The organism is Pseudonocardia sp. ICBG162, assembly GCF_020496225.1.
Taxonomy (GTDB): domain Bacteria; phylum Actinomycetota; class Actinomycetes; order Mycobacteriales; family Pseudonocardiaceae; genus Pseudonocardia; species Pseudonocardia alni.
Genome location: NZ_JAHLJD010000021.1, coordinates 118,814 through 137,445 on the forward strand (window position 1 = coordinate 118,814; position 18,632 = coordinate 137,445).

20 protein-coding genes are annotated in these 18,632 nt (G+C 72.6%); 16 read left to right on the forward strand and 4 right to left on the reverse strand.

The window, feature by feature from the left end:
* Nucleotides 1–51: 51 nt before the first annotated feature.
* On the forward strand, nt 52–1,095 hold the full coding sequence (locus tag KPL60_RS21580) for an alcohol dehydrogenase catalytic domain-containing protein (RefSeq protein ID WP_226367000.1): 1,044 nt from the start codon (nt 52–54) through the stop codon (nt 1,093–1,095).
* Between the two features lie 99 nt (nt 1,096–1,194).
* Here KPL60_RS21580 and KPL60_RS21585 read toward each other — a convergent pair whose 3' ends face one another.
* Entirely contained in the window at nt 1,195–1,929 is a 735-nt protein-coding gene (locus tag KPL60_RS21585) for a GntR family transcriptional regulator (protein WP_226367001.1), read from the reverse strand.
* A gap of 56 nt (nt 1,930–1,985) precedes the next feature.
* Here KPL60_RS21585 and KPL60_RS21590 point away from each other — a divergent pair, with 56 nt between their 5' ends.
* From KPL60_RS21590 to KPL60_RS21615, 6 genes are all read left to right on the forward strand, one after another.
* On the forward strand, nt 1,986–3,179 hold the full coding sequence (locus KPL60_RS21590; RefSeq protein WP_226367081.1) for a TIGR03364 family FAD-dependent oxidoreductase: 1,194 nt from the start codon (nt 1,986–1,988) through the stop codon (nt 3,177–3,179).
* Nucleotides 3,180–3,193: 14 nt separating this feature from the next.
* Complete coding sequence (locus tag KPL60_RS21595; RefSeq protein WP_226367002.1) at nt 3,194–4,105, forward strand: phosphate/phosphite/phosphonate ABC transporter substrate-binding protein; 912 nt, start codon at nt 3,194–3,196, stop codon at nt 4,103–4,105.
* On the forward strand, nt 4,102–4,881 hold the full coding sequence (locus tag KPL60_RS21600) for a phosphonate ABC transporter ATP-binding protein (RefSeq protein ID WP_226367003.1): 780 nt from the start codon (nt 4,102–4,104) through the stop codon (nt 4,879–4,881). Before KPL60_RS21595 ends, KPL60_RS21600 begins: the two co-directional genes overlap by 4 nt.
* Complete coding sequence (gene phnE / locus KPL60_RS21605) at nt 4,878–5,708, forward strand: phosphonate ABC transporter, permease protein PhnE (protein WP_226367004.1); 831 nt, start codon at nt 4,878–4,880, stop codon at nt 5,706–5,708. Before KPL60_RS21600 ends, phnE begins: the two co-directional genes overlap by 4 nt.
* The gene (locus KPL60_RS21610) at nt 5,705–6,379 is read left to right on the forward strand and encodes a phosphonatase-like hydrolase (RefSeq protein ID WP_226367005.1); all 675 of its coding nucleotides are present in this window, start codon (nt 5,705–5,707) and stop codon (nt 6,377–6,379) included. The genes phnE and KPL60_RS21610 overlap by 4 nt, the downstream gene beginning before the upstream one ends.
* A gap of 417 nt (nt 6,380–6,796) precedes the next feature.
* Entirely contained in the window at nt 6,797–8,197 is a 1,401-nt protein-coding gene (locus tag KPL60_RS21615) for an IS1380 family transposase (protein ID WP_226365313.1), read from the forward strand.
* Nucleotides 8,198–8,592: 395 nt separating this feature from the next.
* Here KPL60_RS21615 and KPL60_RS21620 read toward each other — a convergent pair whose 3' ends face one another.
* Together KPL60_RS21620 and KPL60_RS21625 are read right to left on the reverse strand one after the other, a co-directional pair.
* Nucleotides 8,593–8,754, reverse strand: a complete 162-nt coding sequence (locus KPL60_RS21620) for a hypothetical protein (RefSeq protein ID WP_226367006.1) — start codon at nt 8,752–8,754, stop codon at nt 8,593–8,595.
* A gap of 456 nt (nt 8,755–9,210) precedes the next feature.
* A complete protein-coding gene (locus KPL60_RS21625; RefSeq protein WP_226367007.1) occupies nt 9,211–9,777 on the reverse strand; it encodes a L,D-transpeptidase in 567 nt (188 codons plus the stop codon).
* Nucleotides 9,778–10,382: 605 nt separating this feature from the next.
* Between KPL60_RS21625 and KPL60_RS21630 the strand changes: the two genes are divergently transcribed.
* Complete coding sequence (locus KPL60_RS21630) at nt 10,383–11,162, forward strand: M23 family metallopeptidase (protein ID WP_226367008.1); 780 nt, start codon at nt 10,383–10,385, stop codon at nt 11,160–11,162.
* 20 nt (nt 11,163–11,182) lie between these two features.
* Here KPL60_RS21630 and KPL60_RS21635 read toward each other — a convergent pair whose 3' ends face one another.
* Nucleotides 11,183–11,893, reverse strand: a complete 711-nt coding sequence (locus KPL60_RS21635) for a cytochrome c biogenesis CcdA family protein (protein WP_226367009.1) — start codon at nt 11,891–11,893, stop codon at nt 11,183–11,185.
* 128 nt (nt 11,894–12,021) lie between these two features.
* Between KPL60_RS21635 and KPL60_RS21640 the strand changes: the two genes are divergently transcribed.
* From KPL60_RS21640 to KPL60_RS21675, 8 genes are all read left to right on the forward strand, one after another.
* The gene (locus KPL60_RS21640; RefSeq protein WP_226367010.1) at nt 12,022–12,639 is read left to right on the forward strand and encodes an ATP-binding cassette domain-containing protein; all 618 of its coding nucleotides are present in this window, start codon (nt 12,022–12,024) and stop codon (nt 12,637–12,639) included.
* Nucleotides 12,636–13,313 (forward strand): heme exporter protein CcmB, encoded by a 678-nt coding sequence (locus KPL60_RS21645; protein WP_226367011.1) that lies wholly within the window; start codon nt 12,636–12,638, stop codon nt 13,311–13,313. Before KPL60_RS21640 ends, KPL60_RS21645 begins: the two co-directional genes overlap by 4 nt.
* The gene (gene ccsA / locus KPL60_RS21650; protein WP_226367012.1) at nt 13,310–14,086 is read left to right on the forward strand and encodes a cytochrome c biogenesis protein CcsA; all 777 of its coding nucleotides are present in this window, start codon (nt 13,310–13,312) and stop codon (nt 14,084–14,086) included. The genes KPL60_RS21645 and ccsA overlap by 4 nt, the downstream gene beginning before the upstream one ends.
* Nucleotides 14,087–14,201: 115 nt before the next feature.
* Nucleotides 14,202–14,648, forward strand: coding sequence for a cytochrome c maturation protein CcmE (locus tag KPL60_RS21655; protein WP_226367013.1), 447 nt, complete (start codon nt 14,202–14,204; stop codon nt 14,646–14,648).
* The gene (locus KPL60_RS21660; protein WP_226367014.1) at nt 14,645–16,642 is read left to right on the forward strand and encodes a heme lyase CcmF/NrfE family subunit; all 1,998 of its coding nucleotides are present in this window, start codon (nt 14,645–14,647) and stop codon (nt 16,640–16,642) included. Before KPL60_RS21655 ends, KPL60_RS21660 begins: the two co-directional genes overlap by 4 nt.
* A gap of 25 nt (nt 16,643–16,667) precedes the next feature.
* A complete protein-coding gene (locus KPL60_RS21665; protein WP_226367015.1) occupies nt 16,668–17,135 on the forward strand; it encodes a cytochrome c-type biogenesis protein in 468 nt (155 codons plus the stop codon).
* Nucleotides 17,132–17,920: a tetratricopeptide repeat protein gene (locus tag KPL60_RS34795; RefSeq protein ID WP_226367016.1), complete on the forward strand. Its 789-nt coding sequence runs from the start codon at nt 17,132–17,134 to the stop codon at nt 17,918–17,920. The genes KPL60_RS21665 and KPL60_RS34795 overlap by 4 nt, the downstream gene beginning before the upstream one ends.
* Nucleotides 17,917–18,546 carry a redoxin domain-containing protein gene (locus tag KPL60_RS21675; protein WP_226367017.1) on the forward strand — a complete coding sequence of 210 codons (630 nt, stop codon included), beginning with the start codon at nt 17,917–17,919 and terminating at the stop codon, nt 18,544–18,546. The genes KPL60_RS34795 and KPL60_RS21675 overlap by 4 nt, the downstream gene beginning before the upstream one ends.
* The last annotated feature ends 86 nt before the right edge of the window (nt 18,547–18,632 follow it).

Consider the following 18,632-nt stretch of genomic DNA (forward strand, 5'->3'; position numbering starts at 1 on the left):
GTAGTGGACGCCCCGGCGAGGTGGTGCGACGGTGGGGGAGTGACGGTTCCCGTGACGACCGCTCGCTATGCTCGCTGGGACGGCGCCGGCACCCCGTTCCGGCTGGTCGGGACCCCACTCGCCGAGCCGGGGCCCGGTGAGGTCCTCGTCGCGGTCGACCTGGCGACGGTGTGCGGGTCGGACCTGCACACGACCCGCGGCCACCGGCTGTCGCCGGTGCCGGGGGTGCTGGGCCACGAGCAGGTCGGACGGGTCGTCGCGACGTCCCCGGGCCGGCGCCACGTCGACGGCACGCCGGTCCGCACCGGCGACCGGATCGTCTTCTCGGTCGCCGCATCCTGCGGGGACTGCGGGCGCTGCCGTCGCGGGATCCCGCAGAAGTGCACCGCCCTGCACAAGTACGGCCACGCCCCGCTCGACGAGGCCCGCCCGCTGACCGGCGGGTTCGCCACCCACTGTCTGCTCGCCCCGGGCACCGCGACGGTCGTCGTCCCCGACGCGGTGCCCGACGAGGTCGCCGCCCCGGCCTCGTGCGCGACGGCGACGGTCGCCGCCGTCCTCGACGCCGCAGGCTCGCCGGGCCCGGGGTCACGGGTGCTGGTGACCGGCGCGGGCATGCTCGGCGTGACCGCCGCGGCGATGGCCTCGGGCGCGGGCGCCGAGGTCGTGGTCACCGACCCGCACGCCGACCGCCGTGACCGGGCCCGCCGCTTCGGCGCCTCCGCCGCGGTTGGTGTCCCGCCGGAGCGGGCGTTCGACGTCGTACTGGAGCTGTCCGGCGCCCCCGCCGCCGTGCGCACCTGCCTCGACGCGCTCGACGTCGGCGGCACCGCGGTCCTCGCCGGATCGGTCTCGCCGGGCCCCGCGGTGGGCCTGGATCCCGAACGCCTGGTCCGCGGGCTGCACACCGTCGTCGGCGTGCACAACTACGCCCCCCGCCACCTCGCCGCCGCGGTCGCCTTCCTCGTCGCCGAGCACACGCGGTTCCCGTTCGCCGAGCTGACCGGCGGCCCGTGGGCCCTCGACCAGCTCGACGACGCCTTCGCCGCGGCCGGGGCACCGGGTGCGGCGCCGCGGCAGGCCGTGCGGCCCTGACGCCGCGTCCGCCGGCGGGACCGATGCCGGGCTGCCGTCGTGCCTCTGCGGTCGCGGACGGGCGTCCGGCGCCGCCCGGCCCCCGGCGCGCCGGCCCGGTCACTCCCGGGCGAAGCCGACCGGCCCTGTGCGGGTGTTGGTCACCGTCACGGTCGCGACGTCCGGGCGGTAGCGGTCCTCCGACCACTCTAGGGCGTTCCCGGCGGAGTCCCAGGTCAGCCGCCGTTCGCGGAGCAGGGGATGCCCGACCTCGACGTCGAGGAGGGAGGCGTCGAGCTCGTCGGCGGCGACGGCGTCGAAGGTGTGCCGGGCCTCGTGCAGGTCGACGCCCTGGCCGGTGAGCAGGGCGTAGATCGACCCGGCGTTGAGGTCGGTGTCGAGCAGCGCGCGACCGACCTTCTCGACGTAGGTCATCCGCTCCAACATCGCGGGCCGGTCGTCGAGCAGCCGCAGCCGGACGAGCTGGACCGCGTAGTCCTCCGGCTCCAGTCCCAGCGCCGCCGCGACCCCGGCCCCCGGGTGCCGCAGCGCGATCTCGTGCAGGCACTGGCCCGGGACGTGACCGGTCAGCTCGGCGCGCCGGGTGAACGACAGGAACGACTCGAACGGCTGCGCCGGGACCGCGTCCAGCACCACGGGGCGCCGGCCTTGCCCGCCCCCGATCAACCCCTCGTCGCGCAGGGCGGCCAGGGCCTGCCGGACCGGCCCGCGCGAGGCCGAGAACTCCCGGCACAGCTCGGCCTCGGACGGCAGCGCCTCCCCAACGCCGATCGCGCCGCTGCGGATGCGGGAGCGCAGCTCGTCGGCCAGTGTGCGGTGCAACGGAGTCCCCACGCCGGGTGACTCTACAAGCGCGGGGCCGCTGAGCAGTACCTCCAGTGATCGGCCAGGTGAACAACGGTCAACTTGTATCGACAAGTCGTTGCAGTCCGGGACGGGCGGCTGGCACCGTCCCCGCTGTGACCCGGACGAGTGACCTCCTGATCGTCGGGGCCGGCGTCGTCGGCCTCGCCCACGCCGTCGAGGCCGTCGAGCGCGGCCTGACCGTGACCGTGCTCGATCGCGACGAGCGGGCCGTCGGCGCGTCGGTGCGCAACTTCGGCCACGGCTGCCTGACCGCACAGACCGGTGACACCCTCGCCTACGCGGCCCGCGGACGCGGCACCTGGCTGCGGCTGGGCGCGGCGGCCGGGTTCGGCGTCGCCGAGTGCGGCACGGTGGTCGTCGCCCGGTCGGCCGAGGAGCGCGCCGCGCTCGATGAGCTGGCCGGCACCCGCGGTGACGACGTGACGCTGCTGGACCCCGCCCAGGTCGCCGAGCGCGTCCCGGTCGCCCGCGACGGACTGCACGGCGGGGCGTTCCTGCCGCGCGACGTGCGGGTCGAGCAGCGCCGCGCAGCCGGGGCGATCGCCGCCTGGCTCGGCGGGCGGCCCGGTGCCGCCGTCCACTTCGGCTGCCCGGTCCACGGCGTCGAGACCGGCTCCGCGGACGGGCCGGTGGTCGTCCGCACCGGGCGGGGGGAGTTCCGCGCCAGCCGGGTCGTGCTCTGCGTCGGTCACGACCTGGACCGCCTCGTCCCCGGCGTCGCCGACGACGCGTGCCTGCAGCGCTGTGTCCTGCAGATGCTGCAGGTCCGCCCGCGCACCCCGATCACCGTCGGCCCGGCGGTGCTCACCGGCAGCTCGATGCTGCGCTACCCGGCGCTGTCGGGCACCGCGGGCGCCGCCGCGCTGCGCGAGCGCTGGCGCACCGAGCGGCCGGAGCTGCTCGACGCGGGCGTCAACCACATGCTCACCCAGCTGCCCGGCGGCGACCTCGTCGTCGGCGACACCCACCACTACGACCGCACACCCGAGCCCTGGACCGACGAGACCCTCGACGACCTGCTGCTCGCCGAGACCCGGGCGCTGCTCGGGACCGGCGTCGACGTCGTCCGCCGCTGGCGGGGCGTCTACGCCGATGCCCCCGGCGAGTTCCTGATCCGCCCGGTCGCACCCGCGACGACCGCCGTCACCGTCACCTCCGGGATCGGCATGACCACCGCCTTCGGTCTCGCACCGGCCGTGCTCGACCGCGTCCTCTGAAACGGGAGACCCCCATGCGCCGCCCCCGCCTGCTCGCCGCCGCCGTGCTGGCCGCGAGCCTCACCCTCACCGCCTGCGGCGGACCGTCCGGCCCCGCCGCCGCCGACTCACCCACCTGCCCCGGCGGGCAGATCCGGATGGGCGTCGAGCCCTTCGAGGACCCGGCGAAGCTCGTCCCCGCCGCGGAGATCCTCGGCGACGCCCTCGAACGCCGGCTGTCCTGCCCGGTCGAGGTGCAGGTCACCGAGGACTACTCCGCCGAGGTCCTCGCGATGCGCAACGACCGTCTGGAGCTGGGCATCTTCGGCCCGCTCGGCTACGTCTTCGCGTCCGAGCGCGCCGGGGCCGAGCCGGTCGCCTCGTTCGGCACCGCCGCCGGCGAGCTCTCGACCTACACCGCCGGCATCTGGGTGCCGGCCAGCTCCGACGTCACCGGGGTCGAGCAGCTGCGCGGGCGCACCCTCGCGCTCGGCGCCGTCGGCTCCACCTCCGGCGACGCCCTGCCCCGCCAGGCCCTGCTCGACGCCGGCCTGGCCCTCGGCGACGTCCGCGTCGACTACGCCGGCGGCCACCCCGAGGCGCTGCTGGCGCTCACCAGCGGCAAGGTCGACGCCGCCGAGATCAACACCCAGCAGCTGGCCTCGGCCACCGCGTCCGGGATCTTCGACCCGACCCGCTTCCGGCAGGTCTGGACCTCACAGCCGATCCCGAACGACCCGGTCACCGTGCGCGGCAACCTCGACCCGCAGTTCAAGGCCGCGGTCACCGACGCGCTGCTGAACCTCGACGCGCAGGCCGTCGGCGAGATCGGTGCCCTGCTCGACGTCAGCCCGCCCGGGAAGCTCGTCCCGGTCACCCGCGACACCTACGCCCCGCTGTTCGAGCTCGCCACGAAGCTCGGCCTCACCGAGAGCGATGTCGAGTGAGCACTACCGGCCCCCTGCTGCACGTCCGCGGCGCCCGCGTCCGCTACGGCGTCCGCGAGGTCCTGCACGGCGTCGACGTCCGGGGCGCGGCCGGCGAGCTGCTGGCCGTGCTCGGCGCCAACGGCTCCGGCAAGTCGACCCTGCTGCGCGCCGCCGCCGGGCTGACCCCCTGCGACGGCGAGGTCCTTGTCGACGGCCGCCCCCGCGGCCGCCTCGACGTCGCCCTGGTGTTCCAGCGCATCCACCTCGTGACCAGTCGCACCGTCATGGACAACGTGTGCGCCGGGGCGCTGGGCCGGCTCCCGCTGCGGTCCTCGCTGGTCCCGGCCCTGTTCCCGCGCGCGGTGCGGGAGGAGGCCATGGGCTGCCTGGAGCGGGTCGGGCTCGCCGACCGCGCCCACGACCGCGCCGGGTCGCTGTCGGGCGGCCAGCAGCAGCGGGTCGCCGTCGCCCGCGCGCTGTGCCAGCGGTCCCGGGTGCTGCTCGCCGACGAGCCGGTCTCCGCGCTCGACCCGGCCGCCGCCGAGCAGGTCCTCGGGCTGCTCGCCGAGCTGGCGCACACCGAGCGCCTCGCCGTGCTCGCCGTGCTCCACCAGCCCGACCTGGCCGCCCAGCACGCCGACCGCGTCGTCGGCCTGCGCGACGGGCGCGTCGTCCTCGACGGCCCGCCCGGCCTTGACGTCCGGGAGCTCTACCCCGCACCGCCCGCCGACGGAACCGGCCAGGACCTGGCACCCGCCGGTGTCGCCGGCCCCACCCGGGAGGCCGCACCGTGACCACCACCGCCCCGAACGTCCGCCGCGTCCCCGTCCCGCCGCGCCGGCGCGAGCCGCGCACCCTCGCCCTGGCCGCCGCGATCGTCGCCGGGCTGCTCGTCGTGCACATCATCGCCTGGCGCACCACCGAGATGTCGTTCGCGACGCTCGTCGACGGCGCCGGCGGCATGGCCGACTTCCTCGCCGAGTCGATCCCGCCCGACCTGTCCTGGGCGGTGCTCGGGCCCAGCCTCGAGGGCGCCCTGGTGACGCTGTGGATCGGGCTGCTCGGCACCACCCTGTCCATCCCGTTCGCGCTGCTGCTCGCCCTCGCCGCGGCCCGCGGCACCGCCGCCGGGCCGGTCACCTACCAGACGGCCCGCGGGCTCCTGTCGTTCCTACGCGCGGTCCCCGACGTCGTCTTCGCCCTGATCTTCGTCACCGCGGTCGGGCTCGGCCCGTTCCCCGGCGTGCTGGCGCTGCTGCTGCACAACGTCGGCGTCATGGGCAAGCTCTGGGCCGAGACCCTCGAGGACGCCGACCCCGGACCGCCCACCGCGCTGCGCTCGGCCGGCGCCGGGCGGCTGCAGGTCGCCGCGCACGCGCTGCTGCCCTCGGTCACCCCGCAGCTGGTCGGGCTGCTGCTCTACCGTTTCGACGTCAACGTCCGTTCGTCGCTGGTGCTGGGTCTGGTCGGCGCCGGCGGCATCGGGTTCCTCATCAACCAGTCCATCCAGCTGTTCCGGTTCGACGAGATGCTCACCCACATTCTCGTCGTGCTGGTGCTGATTGTCGCGGTCGACCGGGTCTCCGCCCTGGTCCGACGCCGCCTCGGGAGTGACGCATGATCCGCCTCGCCGCACTCGACATCGCCGGCACCACCGTTGACGAGGGGGGCGCGGTCTACCGCGTACTCGCCGACATCGTGGCCGGCGCCGGGAACCCGCCCTCCGAAGCCGCGATCCGTCGCTGGATGGGCGCCGACAAGCGCGAGGCCCTCGCCGCACTGACCGGACGCAGCGCCCCCAGCGAGGTCGAGGAACTACACGACGCGTTCGTCGCCGCGCTCGCCGACGCCTACGCCGCCGCCCCGCCGCGCCCGCTGCCCGGCGTACTGCGGGCCTGCGCCACGCTGCGTGCCGCGGGCGTCGCTGTTGTGCTGACCACCGGGTTCGACCGGCAGGTCACCGACCCGCTGCTGGCCGCTCTGCCCGGAAAGTTCACAGGCGCCCTTGACGCCGTAGTGTGCGCCGAGGAGGTCGGTGCCGGCCGCCCGGCTCCGGCGATGGTTCACCGGGCGATGGCGCTGGCCGGCGTCGACGACCCCGCCGCCGTGCTCACCGCGGGTGACACCGTGCTCGACGTCGAGGCCGGGCGCAACGCCCGCGCCGGACGCGTCGTCGCGGTCCTGACCGGCGCACAGACCCGCACCGAGCTGATCGCGGCCGGGCCGACCAACATCGTCGACGGAGTCGCGGACCTGCCGGGCCTGCTGACCCTCGCTGCCCGGACGCGGTGACCGGCGCAACCGCCCCCGCAGTCAGCGACTGCGACTCGTGCGCTCGAGGTCCAGCGAGTAGAGATTGCGCCCGTTGAGGACCAGCAGTTCCTTGACCCGCCCGGTGACGAACAGTCGCCGTCGTCGAGGGCGCCGAGGTCACCGGTACGCAGGAACGGCCCCGCCACGGGATCGTTGTGCAGTCGGGCGCCGAACACCGCGGGACGAGGCGCGTCGAGCACGAGCTCCAGCACCCCCCGTTCGTCCAACGACCAGACTGCCCGGCGCGATCGCCGCTACTGATGGTGCCCACTGAGCCTGGATCCACCGCAGGTATGCGCCGGTAGGGGCGGGTCGTGACACACGAATGCCCTTCTGAGCTGGGAAGATGTGCTTACCACGGCAACATCGATCCCTGCAGAGAAGGGCATCCGCTGGATGCGACTATCCCACGCCTGCCGCGCGATCAGCGTGCGCTTCGATGATCCGAATCTCGTGTCGTGTGTCGGGCTGGTCCCGGTCATGGCGCTGGCCGCCAGGTGCGGGCTGCGGTCCCTGCTGGCCGAGACGTTGACCCTGACCGGGACGGGCGCCGCGAACGCGGCCGCGAAGATCACCGCGCTGATCGGCGGGATGGTCGCCGGGGCGGACTCGATCACCGACATGGACATGCTGCGCCACGGCGGCATGGGCCGGGTGTTCGACCAGGTGCGGGCTCCATCGACGCTGGGGACGTTCCTGCGCCGGTTCACCTTCGGTCACGTCCGCCAACTCGACGCCGTCGCCGCGCGCCTGCTGGCTCGGCTCGCCGCGGCGACCCCGCTGCTGAGGAGCGCCGATCAGGTCGCCTACCTCGATCTGGATGACACGGTGCGCCGCACCTACGGGTACGCCAAGCAGGGCGCCGGACGCGGCTACACCGGGGTGAAAGGGTTGAACGCGCTGCTCGCGGTGCTGTCCGCCCCGGCCGCGGCGCCGGTGATCGCGGCGACCCGGCTGCGGCGCGGCGCGACGAACTCCGCCCGCGGCGCGCCCCGGCTGCTGGCCGAAGCGCTGGGCACTGCACGCCGGATCGGTGCCGGCAGCGCCCGCCACGCGATGCTGCTGGTCCGCGCGGACTCGGCCTACTACGGCCACGACATCATCAACACCTGCCGCCGCGCCGGAGCCCGGTTCTCGGTCACCGCCCGACTCACCAAGACCGTGACCAGGGCGATCAGCAGCATCGACGACGATGCGTGGACCGCGATCCGCTACCCGAACGCGATCTACGACCAGGACGAGCAACGCTGGATCTCCGACGCCGAGGTCGCCGAAGTGTCGTTCACCGCGTTCACCGGCCGCCGCAAGGCAGACCACGTCACCGCCCGGCTGATCGTGCGCCGCGTGCGGCGTCTCAACCCCCGCACCGTCACGGCCGGGCAGTCGGAGATGTTCGCGGTCTACCGCTACCACGCGGTGTTCACCGACACCCCCGAGCCGATGCTGGCGGCGGAGGCCACCCACCGTGACCACGCCATCATCGAGCAGGTCATCGCCGAACTGAAGAACGGCCCGCTCGCCCACCTGCCCTCCGGGGTGTTCACCGCGAACGCCGCCTGGCTGGTCTGCGCCGCGATCTCCCATAACCTCACCCGCGCCGCCGGTGCCCTGGCCGGCGGCCGGCATGCCCGTGAACGCGCCGCGAGCCTGCGCCGACGACTCATCGTCACCCCCGCCCGGGTCGCGCACTCCGCGCACCAACAGGTAGTCCACCTCCCCCGGGACTGGCCCTGGGAACCCGGCTTGGACGAACTGTTCCGCCGCGCTCTGCACGACCCCCTCCCCGCAGCGTCCTGACCACCCCCCACCAGGGCCGACCGGAGAACACCAGTGGAACAGCCGGACAGTCCGGCGGCTCACCCGCGCCCCGGCACCACTACCAGTCCCAAAAGATCAACAACCTGGCGGCTCAAGATCGACGGTGGATCCAGGCTGAAGCGAGCCAGAACCCTGAAGTGGGCCAGTCCCGCTTCCTAAACTTCCCCAGTTGATGAGTCCTTGCGGCGCGTCGTTCTGCGCTGCTCATGAGCACTTCGCACCACGGTTCGATGATCACCGGGTCGTCGGGCTGGAGGGTGGATGCTTTCACCGGAAGAAGATGTGTATGGTCGGCCCTCCGGCCAGGGCTGGGCAGTCGCAGCCACCGGAGAGGATGACCTGCTCCGCGAGCCCGCTCAGCCCGGTCCCCGCGGTCAGGTCGGCACCGCCGCGTCCGCCGTCGCGGATTTCGAGGACCAGCTGGTCGGCGTGCCGGGCCCGTTGATCGCCGCTGTGGCGGCCTCGCTGTGGCGGATGAGGTTGGTCAGGGTCGCGGTGAGCACGAAGTAGGCCGGTCGCGGCGATGGGGGAGTCATCTGGGATCGAAAGGTCCACCTCGACCGGGACCGAGCAGGGCCGCGCCTCTCATCGAGGGCCGCGGGGAGCCCGTCGTCGGCCAGGGTGGCGGGGCCAAGGCCTCGGACCAGGTCACGAAGCTTGGCGAGTGCGAGTCTCAGCTCGTCGCGCACGGTGTTCAGGTGTGTCGCGCACGCCGAGCCGTCGACGGCGTCGGGGCGGGCGAGGCCGAGGTTTCACGCCGAGCGCGACCAGGCGTTGCTGTGCTCTGTCGTACACGCCCCGCGGCTCCTGGGCTCGCACGACTCCGGTCCGCTCGACGTCCCGGACACGTGCCGCACGGGGCGCTGCTGTCTGGCGCAAGTCGGCCCCTGTTTCTTCCCCGGATGACCATCAGTGGATTGCGCTGTGGGTGGGCTCGTTACGAACCGTCGCCCTGCCACCCCGACATGGCGCCACTTGCGGCGGCCCAAATCTCAGCGGACTGCCCCGCCTCCACGCGCTTTCGCCTCGGCGGCGGCGCGGACGACTTGGACCTTGTCGCCCTCGATGAGATCGTTGAAGAACACCTCGGCTTCGCCGGCGTCGAGTTTGATGCATCCTGCCGACGCTCTCGCCCGGTCACCGCCGTGGAAGGCGACGCCGCCGTCGGCGAAGAAGACCGACCACGGCATCGGCGCAGGGTTGCCGTCAGGGCCGGTGAACTCACCGCTGACGTGGTCTTTGTTCTTGCGGTAGACCCGGAAGGAGTGTCCCAGGGGTGTCTCCTGGCCGGCTCCGCCGGACGCGATCGGAACCGGACCACGGGTGACCTTACCGCCGCGCAGGAGCCAAGCGCGTTGCGTGTCGAGATCGACGCACGCCCGTGCCGAGACCGAGCAGGGAGTGCCCGGTGCGACGGCCTCCGCGTGGGCCTGGGTCGCAACGTCGCCCTGCTCGACGTCGGCGAGCGCGGTCCCACCGAGGCCGATCCCGGCTGCGGCGGCGATCGCGGTGACAACGATCCGGCTGCGGCAGGGTCGTCGGGTCGTCGGGTTCGCCATCTGGTGCTCCTGTTCGTGGGTCGCCGTCACCGCACTCGAGGCAACGAGACTGGGCGTCATCCGTAACGAAAGACGTCCGAGAGTGACTGAGGTTGTCACGCTTCGGAGTAGGATCTGGCGGTGGGTAACCCCGGGGAGTCCCGGAGGCCGGTGACCGGGTGGCCGATCCTGCACCGTTAGCCTGGTTAATGACGGAGGGAGTGCACGTGCGGCGGAGCGCTCGGTGGACAAGTGCCATCGCGGTCGCCGTACTCACCGTGCTCGCGGTCGGTGTCCTGTGCGCGGGTGGCGCGACGGCGGGGGAGTCCCCGGCCCCTGTTGGTCAGGAACGCTCGCACGGATGCCACGGTGCTCCGCTGCAGGACATCGAGCACTCCGCCGCGAGTCCGGTCCGCCTCGCCGACGACGGGACGAGTGTCCCGACCGTCGGTCTCACCGTTCTCTGCGTCCGAACCGTTCCCGCAGGAGTGGTCCGCTCGGCGGTGCCGGACGACACCCCGCCGGCTCCCGCACGCGCCTCGACAGCTGATCTCCAGGTCTTCCGGATCTAGACACCGCTGCGCGCTCCCACGCCCGCAGACCCTTGTCAGATTCGGGATACCCGTATGTCGACGTCCTTTACGTCCCTGTCCGCCCGCCTCCCTGCTCCCCCGCCCGCCGGTGCCGGAGCCGTCGTCGCGCTCGCGGCCGGAGCCCTGGTCACCGGTGCTCAGGCCACCTACGACGAACTCGATCTCCAACTGGTCGACGACAAGGTCCGTCCGGCCGCGGCGCTGTCGCTCGAACCCGCCTCGATCCAGGCTCCCGACCGCCCCGCGGTCGTCACGCCTGTCGCTACCTCCGAGCTCCCGGACGCCGCCGATCCGGACGATCTCGCCGCCCTGGCGAAGGGCACCCGGATCGGACAGGAGTCCGCCCGGCGAGCCGACCAGCTTTCGGCCGCCCGGGCCGAGGGGGTCCCGGCCGCCGTGATGGCGGCCGGGGGTGAGGTCACCGTGCAGCCCGTCCGGGGTCGGATCACCTCGACGGCCGGTCCGCGCTGGGGCTCCACCCACTACGGCCTGGACATCGCCAACCGCATCGGGACCCCGATCTTCGCGGTCGCCGACGGTGTCGTGGAGAAGTCCGGTCCGGCGAACGGGTTCGGACTGTGGGTGGTCGTCCGCCATCCCGACGGCAGCCGATCGGTGTATGGCCACATCAACCAGGCGTTCGTCGCGGTAGGGGAGCACGTGGCGGCCGGGGACCGGATCGCCGAGGTGGGCAATCGCGGTCAGTCGACGGGGCCACACCTGCACCTGGAGATCCGGCAGGGCTCGGTGTCGGGCGAGAAGGTCGACCCTGTCGGATGGCTGAGAGCTCGCGGCCTGGAGCTGACCGGATGACGACGCAAGCCGGGGGTGCCTCAGATCGGAGGCCAGCCCCACCGCGCATATCCGGAGACGGCATCGGCCATCACGGTCGACCACACCCCGCTGAGCATCAGGACGCCGGTGACCACCAGCATCACGCCGCCGGCGACCTCCAGACGGTGGATATTGCGGCGGAGCCAGGCGAATCGGTCGCGGCCACGCAGGAGAGCCCGTGCCAGCAGCAGGAAGGGAACTCCGAGCCCGAGCGCGTACGCGGCGAGAAGCACGACACCGGTCATGAGCCGGCCCGAGGTCGCGGCAACGGTGAGGATCGTCGCGAGCACCGGACCGACGCACGGGGTCCAGCCGAGCGCGAACGCCGCTCCCAGGCCGAACGAGCCGATCGTGCCGGATGTCGCCCGGCGCAGGCCGGGCCGGAACTCGCGGGCGATCAGCGGAATTCGGAGGACCCCGGTCATCCCGAGCCCGAGAACGACGACGACCACTCCGGCGACCCGGGTGAGGACGTCGAGGTTCTGCCGCAGCAGGAGCCCGACCGCCGAGGCCGTGAGACCTATGGCGACGAAGACCGCGCCGAACCCGGCCACGAACAGCGCAGGTCCCCGGTGCGGTCGTCCCCTGTCCTGGCCGCCGGAGCGGCTGACGAAGGAGACGTAGCCGGGCAGCAGCGGCAGGACGCACGGGGAGCTGAACGACACGGCCCCGGCGACGAGTGCGAGCGCCGTCATGGCCAGGAGTTCCACGACACCTCCGAGGGCGACCAGGGCCCCGGTGGACCCGTCATGCGAAGTATGTCAGCTTCTATGGTCTGTAGAAGTGGGGAGTCCTCGTGAACGATGCGTCGCCGGTGGCCCGTCTCGCAGGAGTGCGGGTGGACCTGCACCGGACCCCGGTCCTGCGCGATCTGGACCTGTGTCTCGAACCTGGCGAGGTCGTCGGCCTGATGGGCGCCAACGGTTCGGGGAAGTCGACGCTGCTCTCCGTGCTCGCCACGCTCGTCCGCCCTACCGCGGGAACGGTCGAGCTGTTCGGCCGGCAGATCGACGCCACCAGCGCTCGCGCGGCGAGGTTGCGCGTCGCGCTCGTCGGGCACTCGGCGGCGCTCTACGACCGGCTCACCCTCGAGGAGAACCTGCGGCTGGTCGCTCGCCTCACCGGCCGTCCGCGTCGCCGGGTGCCCGAGGTACTCGCCGACGTCGGTCTCGCCCGGGCAGCCAGTCGGCTGACGATCGCCTGCTCGCAGGGAATGCGCAGACGCGCGGAGCTCGCCCGGGTGATGCTCACCGAGCCCGACCTGCTGCTCCTGGACGAGGTGCACACCGGCCTCGATCACGATGCCGCGCCGTTGGTGGGCCGGGTTCTCGCAGAGGTGTGCGCCCGGTCGGGAGCAGGAGTCCTCGTCTCCCACGAGGCCGGAACGGTTGCGGACCTCTGTGACCGGACTGTCGGTCTGCGCTCCGGTCGGGTCGAGACGGTGGTAGGTCGATGACTCCGTCGGTGTCTCCACTGGCGCAGGCGCTTGTGCTCGCCCGCAAGGATCTGTCTGTCGACCGTCGTGCCGGTGAGGTCTTCGGGGTCGTGGCGCCGTTCGGTGCGGTCGCGCTGTTCCTGGTGCCGTTGGGTGTGGGCGCCGAGACCGCCTTGCTGACCGCCGTCGGACCGGCGCTGTTCTGGTTGGTCGTGCTGCTCTTCGGAGTTCTCGTGACCATGCGGGGCGGCGCGGTCGACAACCCCGCCCATAGAGCGCTCCTGCATCTGTCCGGGGTGACACCCCGGGTCCGTCTGGCCGGTCGCGCCCTCGGGAACACGGCGCTCATGTTGGGGTTCCAGCTGGTCATCGCTCCGGTAGCAATCGTGCTCTACGCGCCGAACCTGGGCGGGTGGCCGTGGTTGCTGCCGATGCTCGTCCTCGTCGCTGCGGGCCTGGGCACGCTCGGCGCCTTCGCCGACCTCGTCTCCGAGGGGCTCGCCGGGCGCACCACACTCGGTCCCCTGCTCATCACCCCGATCGCGGTGCCGTTACTGCTCGGCGCCGTCGGAGTCGTCGACGCCACCCACTACGAGCGCCCGGCGTGGCCGTGGCTCGTCCTCGTGCTGGCCGTCGACCTCGCTGTCGTGTTGTCGGCCGCGTGGTGCGTCCGGCACCTGGAGGACCAGACATGACCGAACCAAACATGATCGAACCTGATCTGACCCGTACGACTGCGGTGACACCCCGGACCGTCTTCGGCCTCCGGTTGCCCCTCGCGGTCGCGACCGTCGTCGTCATCGCGGCGGGCGCCGCGTTGCTCTCGCCGCCCCACCGGTTGCAGGGTGAGCTCGTACGGCTGATGTATGTGCATGTCCCCGCGGCGTGGACGGCGTTCCTCGCCTACGGCGTGACCCTCGTCGCCGGCCTGGTCTGGTTGCGGCGGCGCACCGCCGTCTGGGATCGGCTGGCGGCATCGAGCGCCGAGGCCGGGGTGTTCTTCACCGGTCTCGCCATCGTGCTGGGCTCGATCTGGGGTCGGCCCACCTGGGGCGTGTGGTGGACGTGGGACGCCCGGCTCGTGACCACGGCGTTGCTGTTCTTCGTCTACCTCGGCTACCTCGCCCTGCGGCGCGCGATCGACGACCCGGTCGCTCGGGCCCGCCGGTCGGCGGTGTTCGGCGTCGTCGCTTTCGCCATGGTCCCGCTCGTGCACTTCTCGGTGCTGTGGTGGCGCACGCTGCACCAGCCGCCGTCGCTGCTGCGTCCCGCTGCACCGGCGATCGGCGGCGGGATGCTGGCAGCGCTGCTGCTTTCCGTCCTGGCCTTCACCGTCCTCTACGTGCTGGTCGTCCGGACCCGGATGCGGATCACCGCCGCCGAGGACGCCGCAGACGCTGCCGAGAGCGCGGGCGACCGGCCGGTCGCCGGTGATGCCGTGACCGCACCCCGAGGGGAGACCGAGTGATGCAGTGGGCCTGGGTGGTTCTCGGGTACGGCGTGACCGTGACCGCGACCGGCGCCTATCTCGGGGTGCTCCTGCGGGCCGCCGCCCGGATCGGCGAGAGAACGGAGGAGAGGCGATGACGACCTCACACGTCCGTGAGCGCCGTGTCGTGCGGCGCTATCGCCTGCTCGGCGCTTCGGCGACCGGTGTCTTGGCCGTCCTGGTCGGCCTGCTGCTGTTCGGTAACCTGAACGGCAACCTCGTCTACTACCTCGAGCCCGACGAGGCGCTGGCCCAGCGCACGAGCCAGGCCGACGGCACCCGGTTCCAGCTCGGCGGCCTAGTCGCGGACGGCACTGTTGTCGGAGAACCAGGCCGGGTGCAGTTCGAGGTGACGTCCTCGGCCGGGCCGGACGGTGTCCGGGTGCCCGTGGAGTTCAGTGGCGCCCCGGCTCAGCTGTTCGGCGCCGGCGTCGGGGTCGTGCTCGAAGGGGAGTGGCGGGGGGACACCTTCGTCTCGGACTCGATGAAGGTGAAGCACGACGAGAACTACCAGCCGCCCGGCGACGAGGGTTCGGTATGACGACGGCGGTGCCCTCCGCCGGGTGGACCGGCCTCATGCTCGGCCTCGCAGGGTCGGTGGTGCTGGCGGTCCTCGGCTTCCTTGCCCAGCACCGGCCCGGTGCCGTGCGTCGCAGGCAGCTGCTGGTCGGGGCGGGTTTCATGCTCGGTGGTTCGGTGCTGGCGATGGCGGCGCTCCAGGTCGCCCTGCTGACCGACAACTTCGCCGTTGCCTACGTCGCCGAGAACCACTCCCGTGCCACCTCGACGTTCTTCAGCATCACCGGGGCCTGGGCGGCGCTCGAGGGCAGCTTGGTCCTGTGGGTGCTCGTCCTGTCCGGGTTCACCGCAGCGGTGATGCGCGGGGTACGCGACACCGATGACCGGCTGGGCACCGGAGCGCTCGGCGTGCTGGGTTCAGTCGGCGCCTTCTTCTTCGCCCTGGTCGTGCTGGCGGGCAATCCTTTCGAGATTCTTGCCGAGGTACCAGCAGACGGGCCCGGGCCGAACCCGATCCTCGCCGACCACGTGCTTATGGCCGTCCACCCGCCCTTGCTGTATGTGGGCTACGTCGGTCTCACGGTGCCGTTCGCGTTCGCGATGTCCGCACTGCTCGGCAGTGTTGCGGGAGTGGAGTGGCTGCGCCGCACCCGCCGCGCGAACCTGACGGCCTGGAGCTTCCTCACCGCGGGTCTCGTGGTGGGCGCCGGGTGGTCCTACGAGGTCCTGGGCTGGGGCGGCTACTGGGCCTGGGACCCGGTGGAGAACGCTGCATTGGTTCCGTGGCTGGTCGCCACCGCCTTCCTGCACTCGGCCGTGGTACAGGTCCGGCGGGGGATGTTGCAGTCCTGGAACTTCGTCCTGGTGCTGGCGGCATTCGCCCTCACCGTCCTGGGCACGTTCCTCACCCGGAGTGCGGTCGTCCAGTCGGTACACAGCTTCAGCCAGTCCGACGTGGGCCCGCCGCTGCTGGTGTTCTTCGTCGTCGTGGTGGTGACGGGGTTCGTGCTCATAGCCCTGCGTGCCGAGCGCATCGCATCCCGGGGCGGTCCCGAGTCGCTGGCCAGCCGAGAGGGCATGTTCCTGCTGAACAACCTGCTCCTGAGTCTGTTCGCGTTCGTGGTGCTGCTCGGAACCCTCTACCCGGTCGTCCTCGAGGCGATCACCGACGAGCAGGTGTCGGTCGGACGGCCGTTCTTCGACCGGATGGCGGTTCCGCTCGGGTTCGCTCTGCTCCTCGCGATGTGGGCCGGCCCGGCCACCCCGTACCGCCATGCGTCGCCGGCGGTGGTCTGGAGACGCCTGCGCGTGCCGCTGCTCCTCGCGGCCTGTGCCGCGACGACTGCGGTCCTCGCCGGGGTGCGCTCACCGGGGGTCCTGGCCGTCGTGGCCCTGGCTACCGGGATCGCGTCGAGCACCGTGCGCCAAGCCCTGGTGACCGCCCCCGCACGGACTCCCGCCGGTCTGTGGCGCCTAATCTGCGGGCAGCGCGGATACTGGGGCGGGCAGCTGGCCCACCTCGGTGTTGCTCTCTTCGTCGTGGTCGTCGCCACCTCATCCGGTCTGGCCGAACGGAGCACCGTCACCGTCGACCGTGGAGAGTCCGTCGAGTTCGCCGGCTACACGCTGACCTTCGACTACGTCGACGAACACGAGCTGCCCGACCGGCTGCTCTCCGACGCCCACCTCACCCTCACCGACGGGGAGCGCGTCGTCCGGGAGATGTCACCGCTACTGAACTCCTTCCCCGGCAGGCCACAGGCGGTCGGCAACCCCGACGTATGGACGACCCCGATACAGGACGTCTACGTCGCCCTCGGAAACCTGGAGCCCGAGCGCGTCACGCTCAGCTTGTTCCGCTACCCGCTGATGGTCTGGATGTGGGTCGGCGGGGGCATGGTCGCGGCCGGTGGGTTCTGGGCGTTGGGCCGGCCGCGCCGGACCGCGTGGACCGCGTGGACCGCGGTCGATCCTGGCATGTCGCGGTCCGGGGAACCGGTGAACAGCGATGCCTAGCCCGCGCGAGAGGGCGGTCTCCGTCGTGATTGGCGGGACGACCCTTCTGCTGACCGTCGCCGTCGCACTGGTGCTCGCCATGGCCCCCGCAGCGGGGCAGGACCGGGTGCAGGAACTGGCCGAGCGGTTGCGCTGCCCGGTCTGCACGAGCGTGTCGGTCGCCGAGTCGCCGTCGGACACCGCTGTCGCGATGCGGCAGGTGATCGAGGACCAAGTGGCGGCGGGGCGGTCGGACGACGAGATCGAGGCCTACTTCCGTGCCCGGTACGGCGACTGGGCGGTGATCGACCCACCCGCGTCGGGCAGCACGCTGCTCCTGTGGCTGCTGCCCGTCGCGGCGACGACGGCCGCAGGTGCGGCACTGCTGCTGACCCGCCGGTCCCGGCGCGCCGGCCTCGACGCGCCGGAACCGTCCGAGGCAGAACAGGCACGAGTCGACCAGGCGCTCGACCGGAGCCGCGAATCGCAGGCCCAGCGGGAGCTCGAGCTGTGAGCCGGGATGACGAGATCGCCGACCAGGCGCTTGCGGACATCCTGGAACTCGAGGCGCAGGTCGCCGGAGGCGAGATCGACGAGGAACGAGCCCGGCGGATGCGCCGGCACTATGTCTGCGTCGCCGCCGAGGCGATGTCCTCGCCGGACGACACCGGATCGCCCGCCCCCCGGATCCCGGCAGGTCGAGCACCCCGTCCGTGGACACTCGCCTACGTGCTGGGCGCCACGGTGGCGCTGGTCGCCGGGATCATCGTGCTCCCGGCGTCGATCGTGGAGCGCCCCGAAGGTGGAGCGGTCACCGGGATCGAACCGATGGCCGACGCCCCCGGTGATGCCCCGGTGGTCGACCCGGCCGCGGTCGACGACGAACAGCTGGAGCAGGTGGTCGCCGAGAACCCCGAGGTGATCGGGATGCGGTTGGCCCTGGCGGACCGCTACGTCGCGGCAGGCGACCACGGTGCCGCGATGCGCCACTACGTCGAGGCGGTCCGCCTCCGGCCCGACGACCCGCAGGTCCGCACGCGGCTGGCCTGGCTGCTGCTGACGATCGGGCAGACCGGACCGGCCCTCGAGAACGCCGACCGGGCACTCGCCCTGAGCCCCGGCTCCCCTGACGCGGCCTGGGTCCGGGCAAATGTGCTGATCGACGGCACCGGCGACGTGCCCGGTGGCGTCGGTGTCCTCGACGGCCTGCTGGCCCGTCCGGACCTCACCCCGGACATCCGGGGCCAGGTGGAGGACCTGCGCCGCCGCGCGCTGACCGACCCAGGAGGTGGGCGATGACGACGCGCACTCGTCGATGGAGTGGGGTCCGCGCAGCGGCGGTCGCGGTGGTCGTCGTGGCGATCGGGGTCGGTGCCGTGTTCGGTTGGCGCCTTGTCGGAGGATCGACGGTCGTCGACAGCCCGCTGATCGGCCGCCCGGCCCCAGCAGCGGCCCTACCGCAACTGGACGCCGACGGCACGGTCTCGCTGGCCGACCTCCGCGGTGATGTGGTCGTCGTCAACTTCTGGGCCTCGTGGTGCGTCGCGTGCCGTGGCGAGCATCCGGTCCTCGTGGAAGCGGCCCGTGACTACCGGGACCGTGGGGTGATCTTCCTCGGCGTCGACTACCAGGACTCGCCGGACTCGGCCCGGGCGTTCCTCGACGAACTCGGCCGCGGCGGCCCGAACTATCTCTACGTCAGCGACCCGGGATCGCGCGTCGCGCTGGACTTCGGGCTCTTCGGAGTCCCGGAGACCTTCGTCCTCGATCCCGGCGGCGTGATCGCAGCAAAGATCACCGGGCCGGTGACGACGGGGCAGCTGGACGGTGTTCTCGAGACCGTGCTCGCCGGGGAACGCCCTGAACCCGGGACACCCGGGTCCGTCCAGCCCGCACCGGGCGCGCCCTACAGGTCCCCCGGATGACGGCGCCGCCCACTACCGGACGGGTATCGGACGATCCCGGTCGCAGGCGGTTGCCGTGGAGCGTTCTGCTGCTCGCCCTCCTCCTG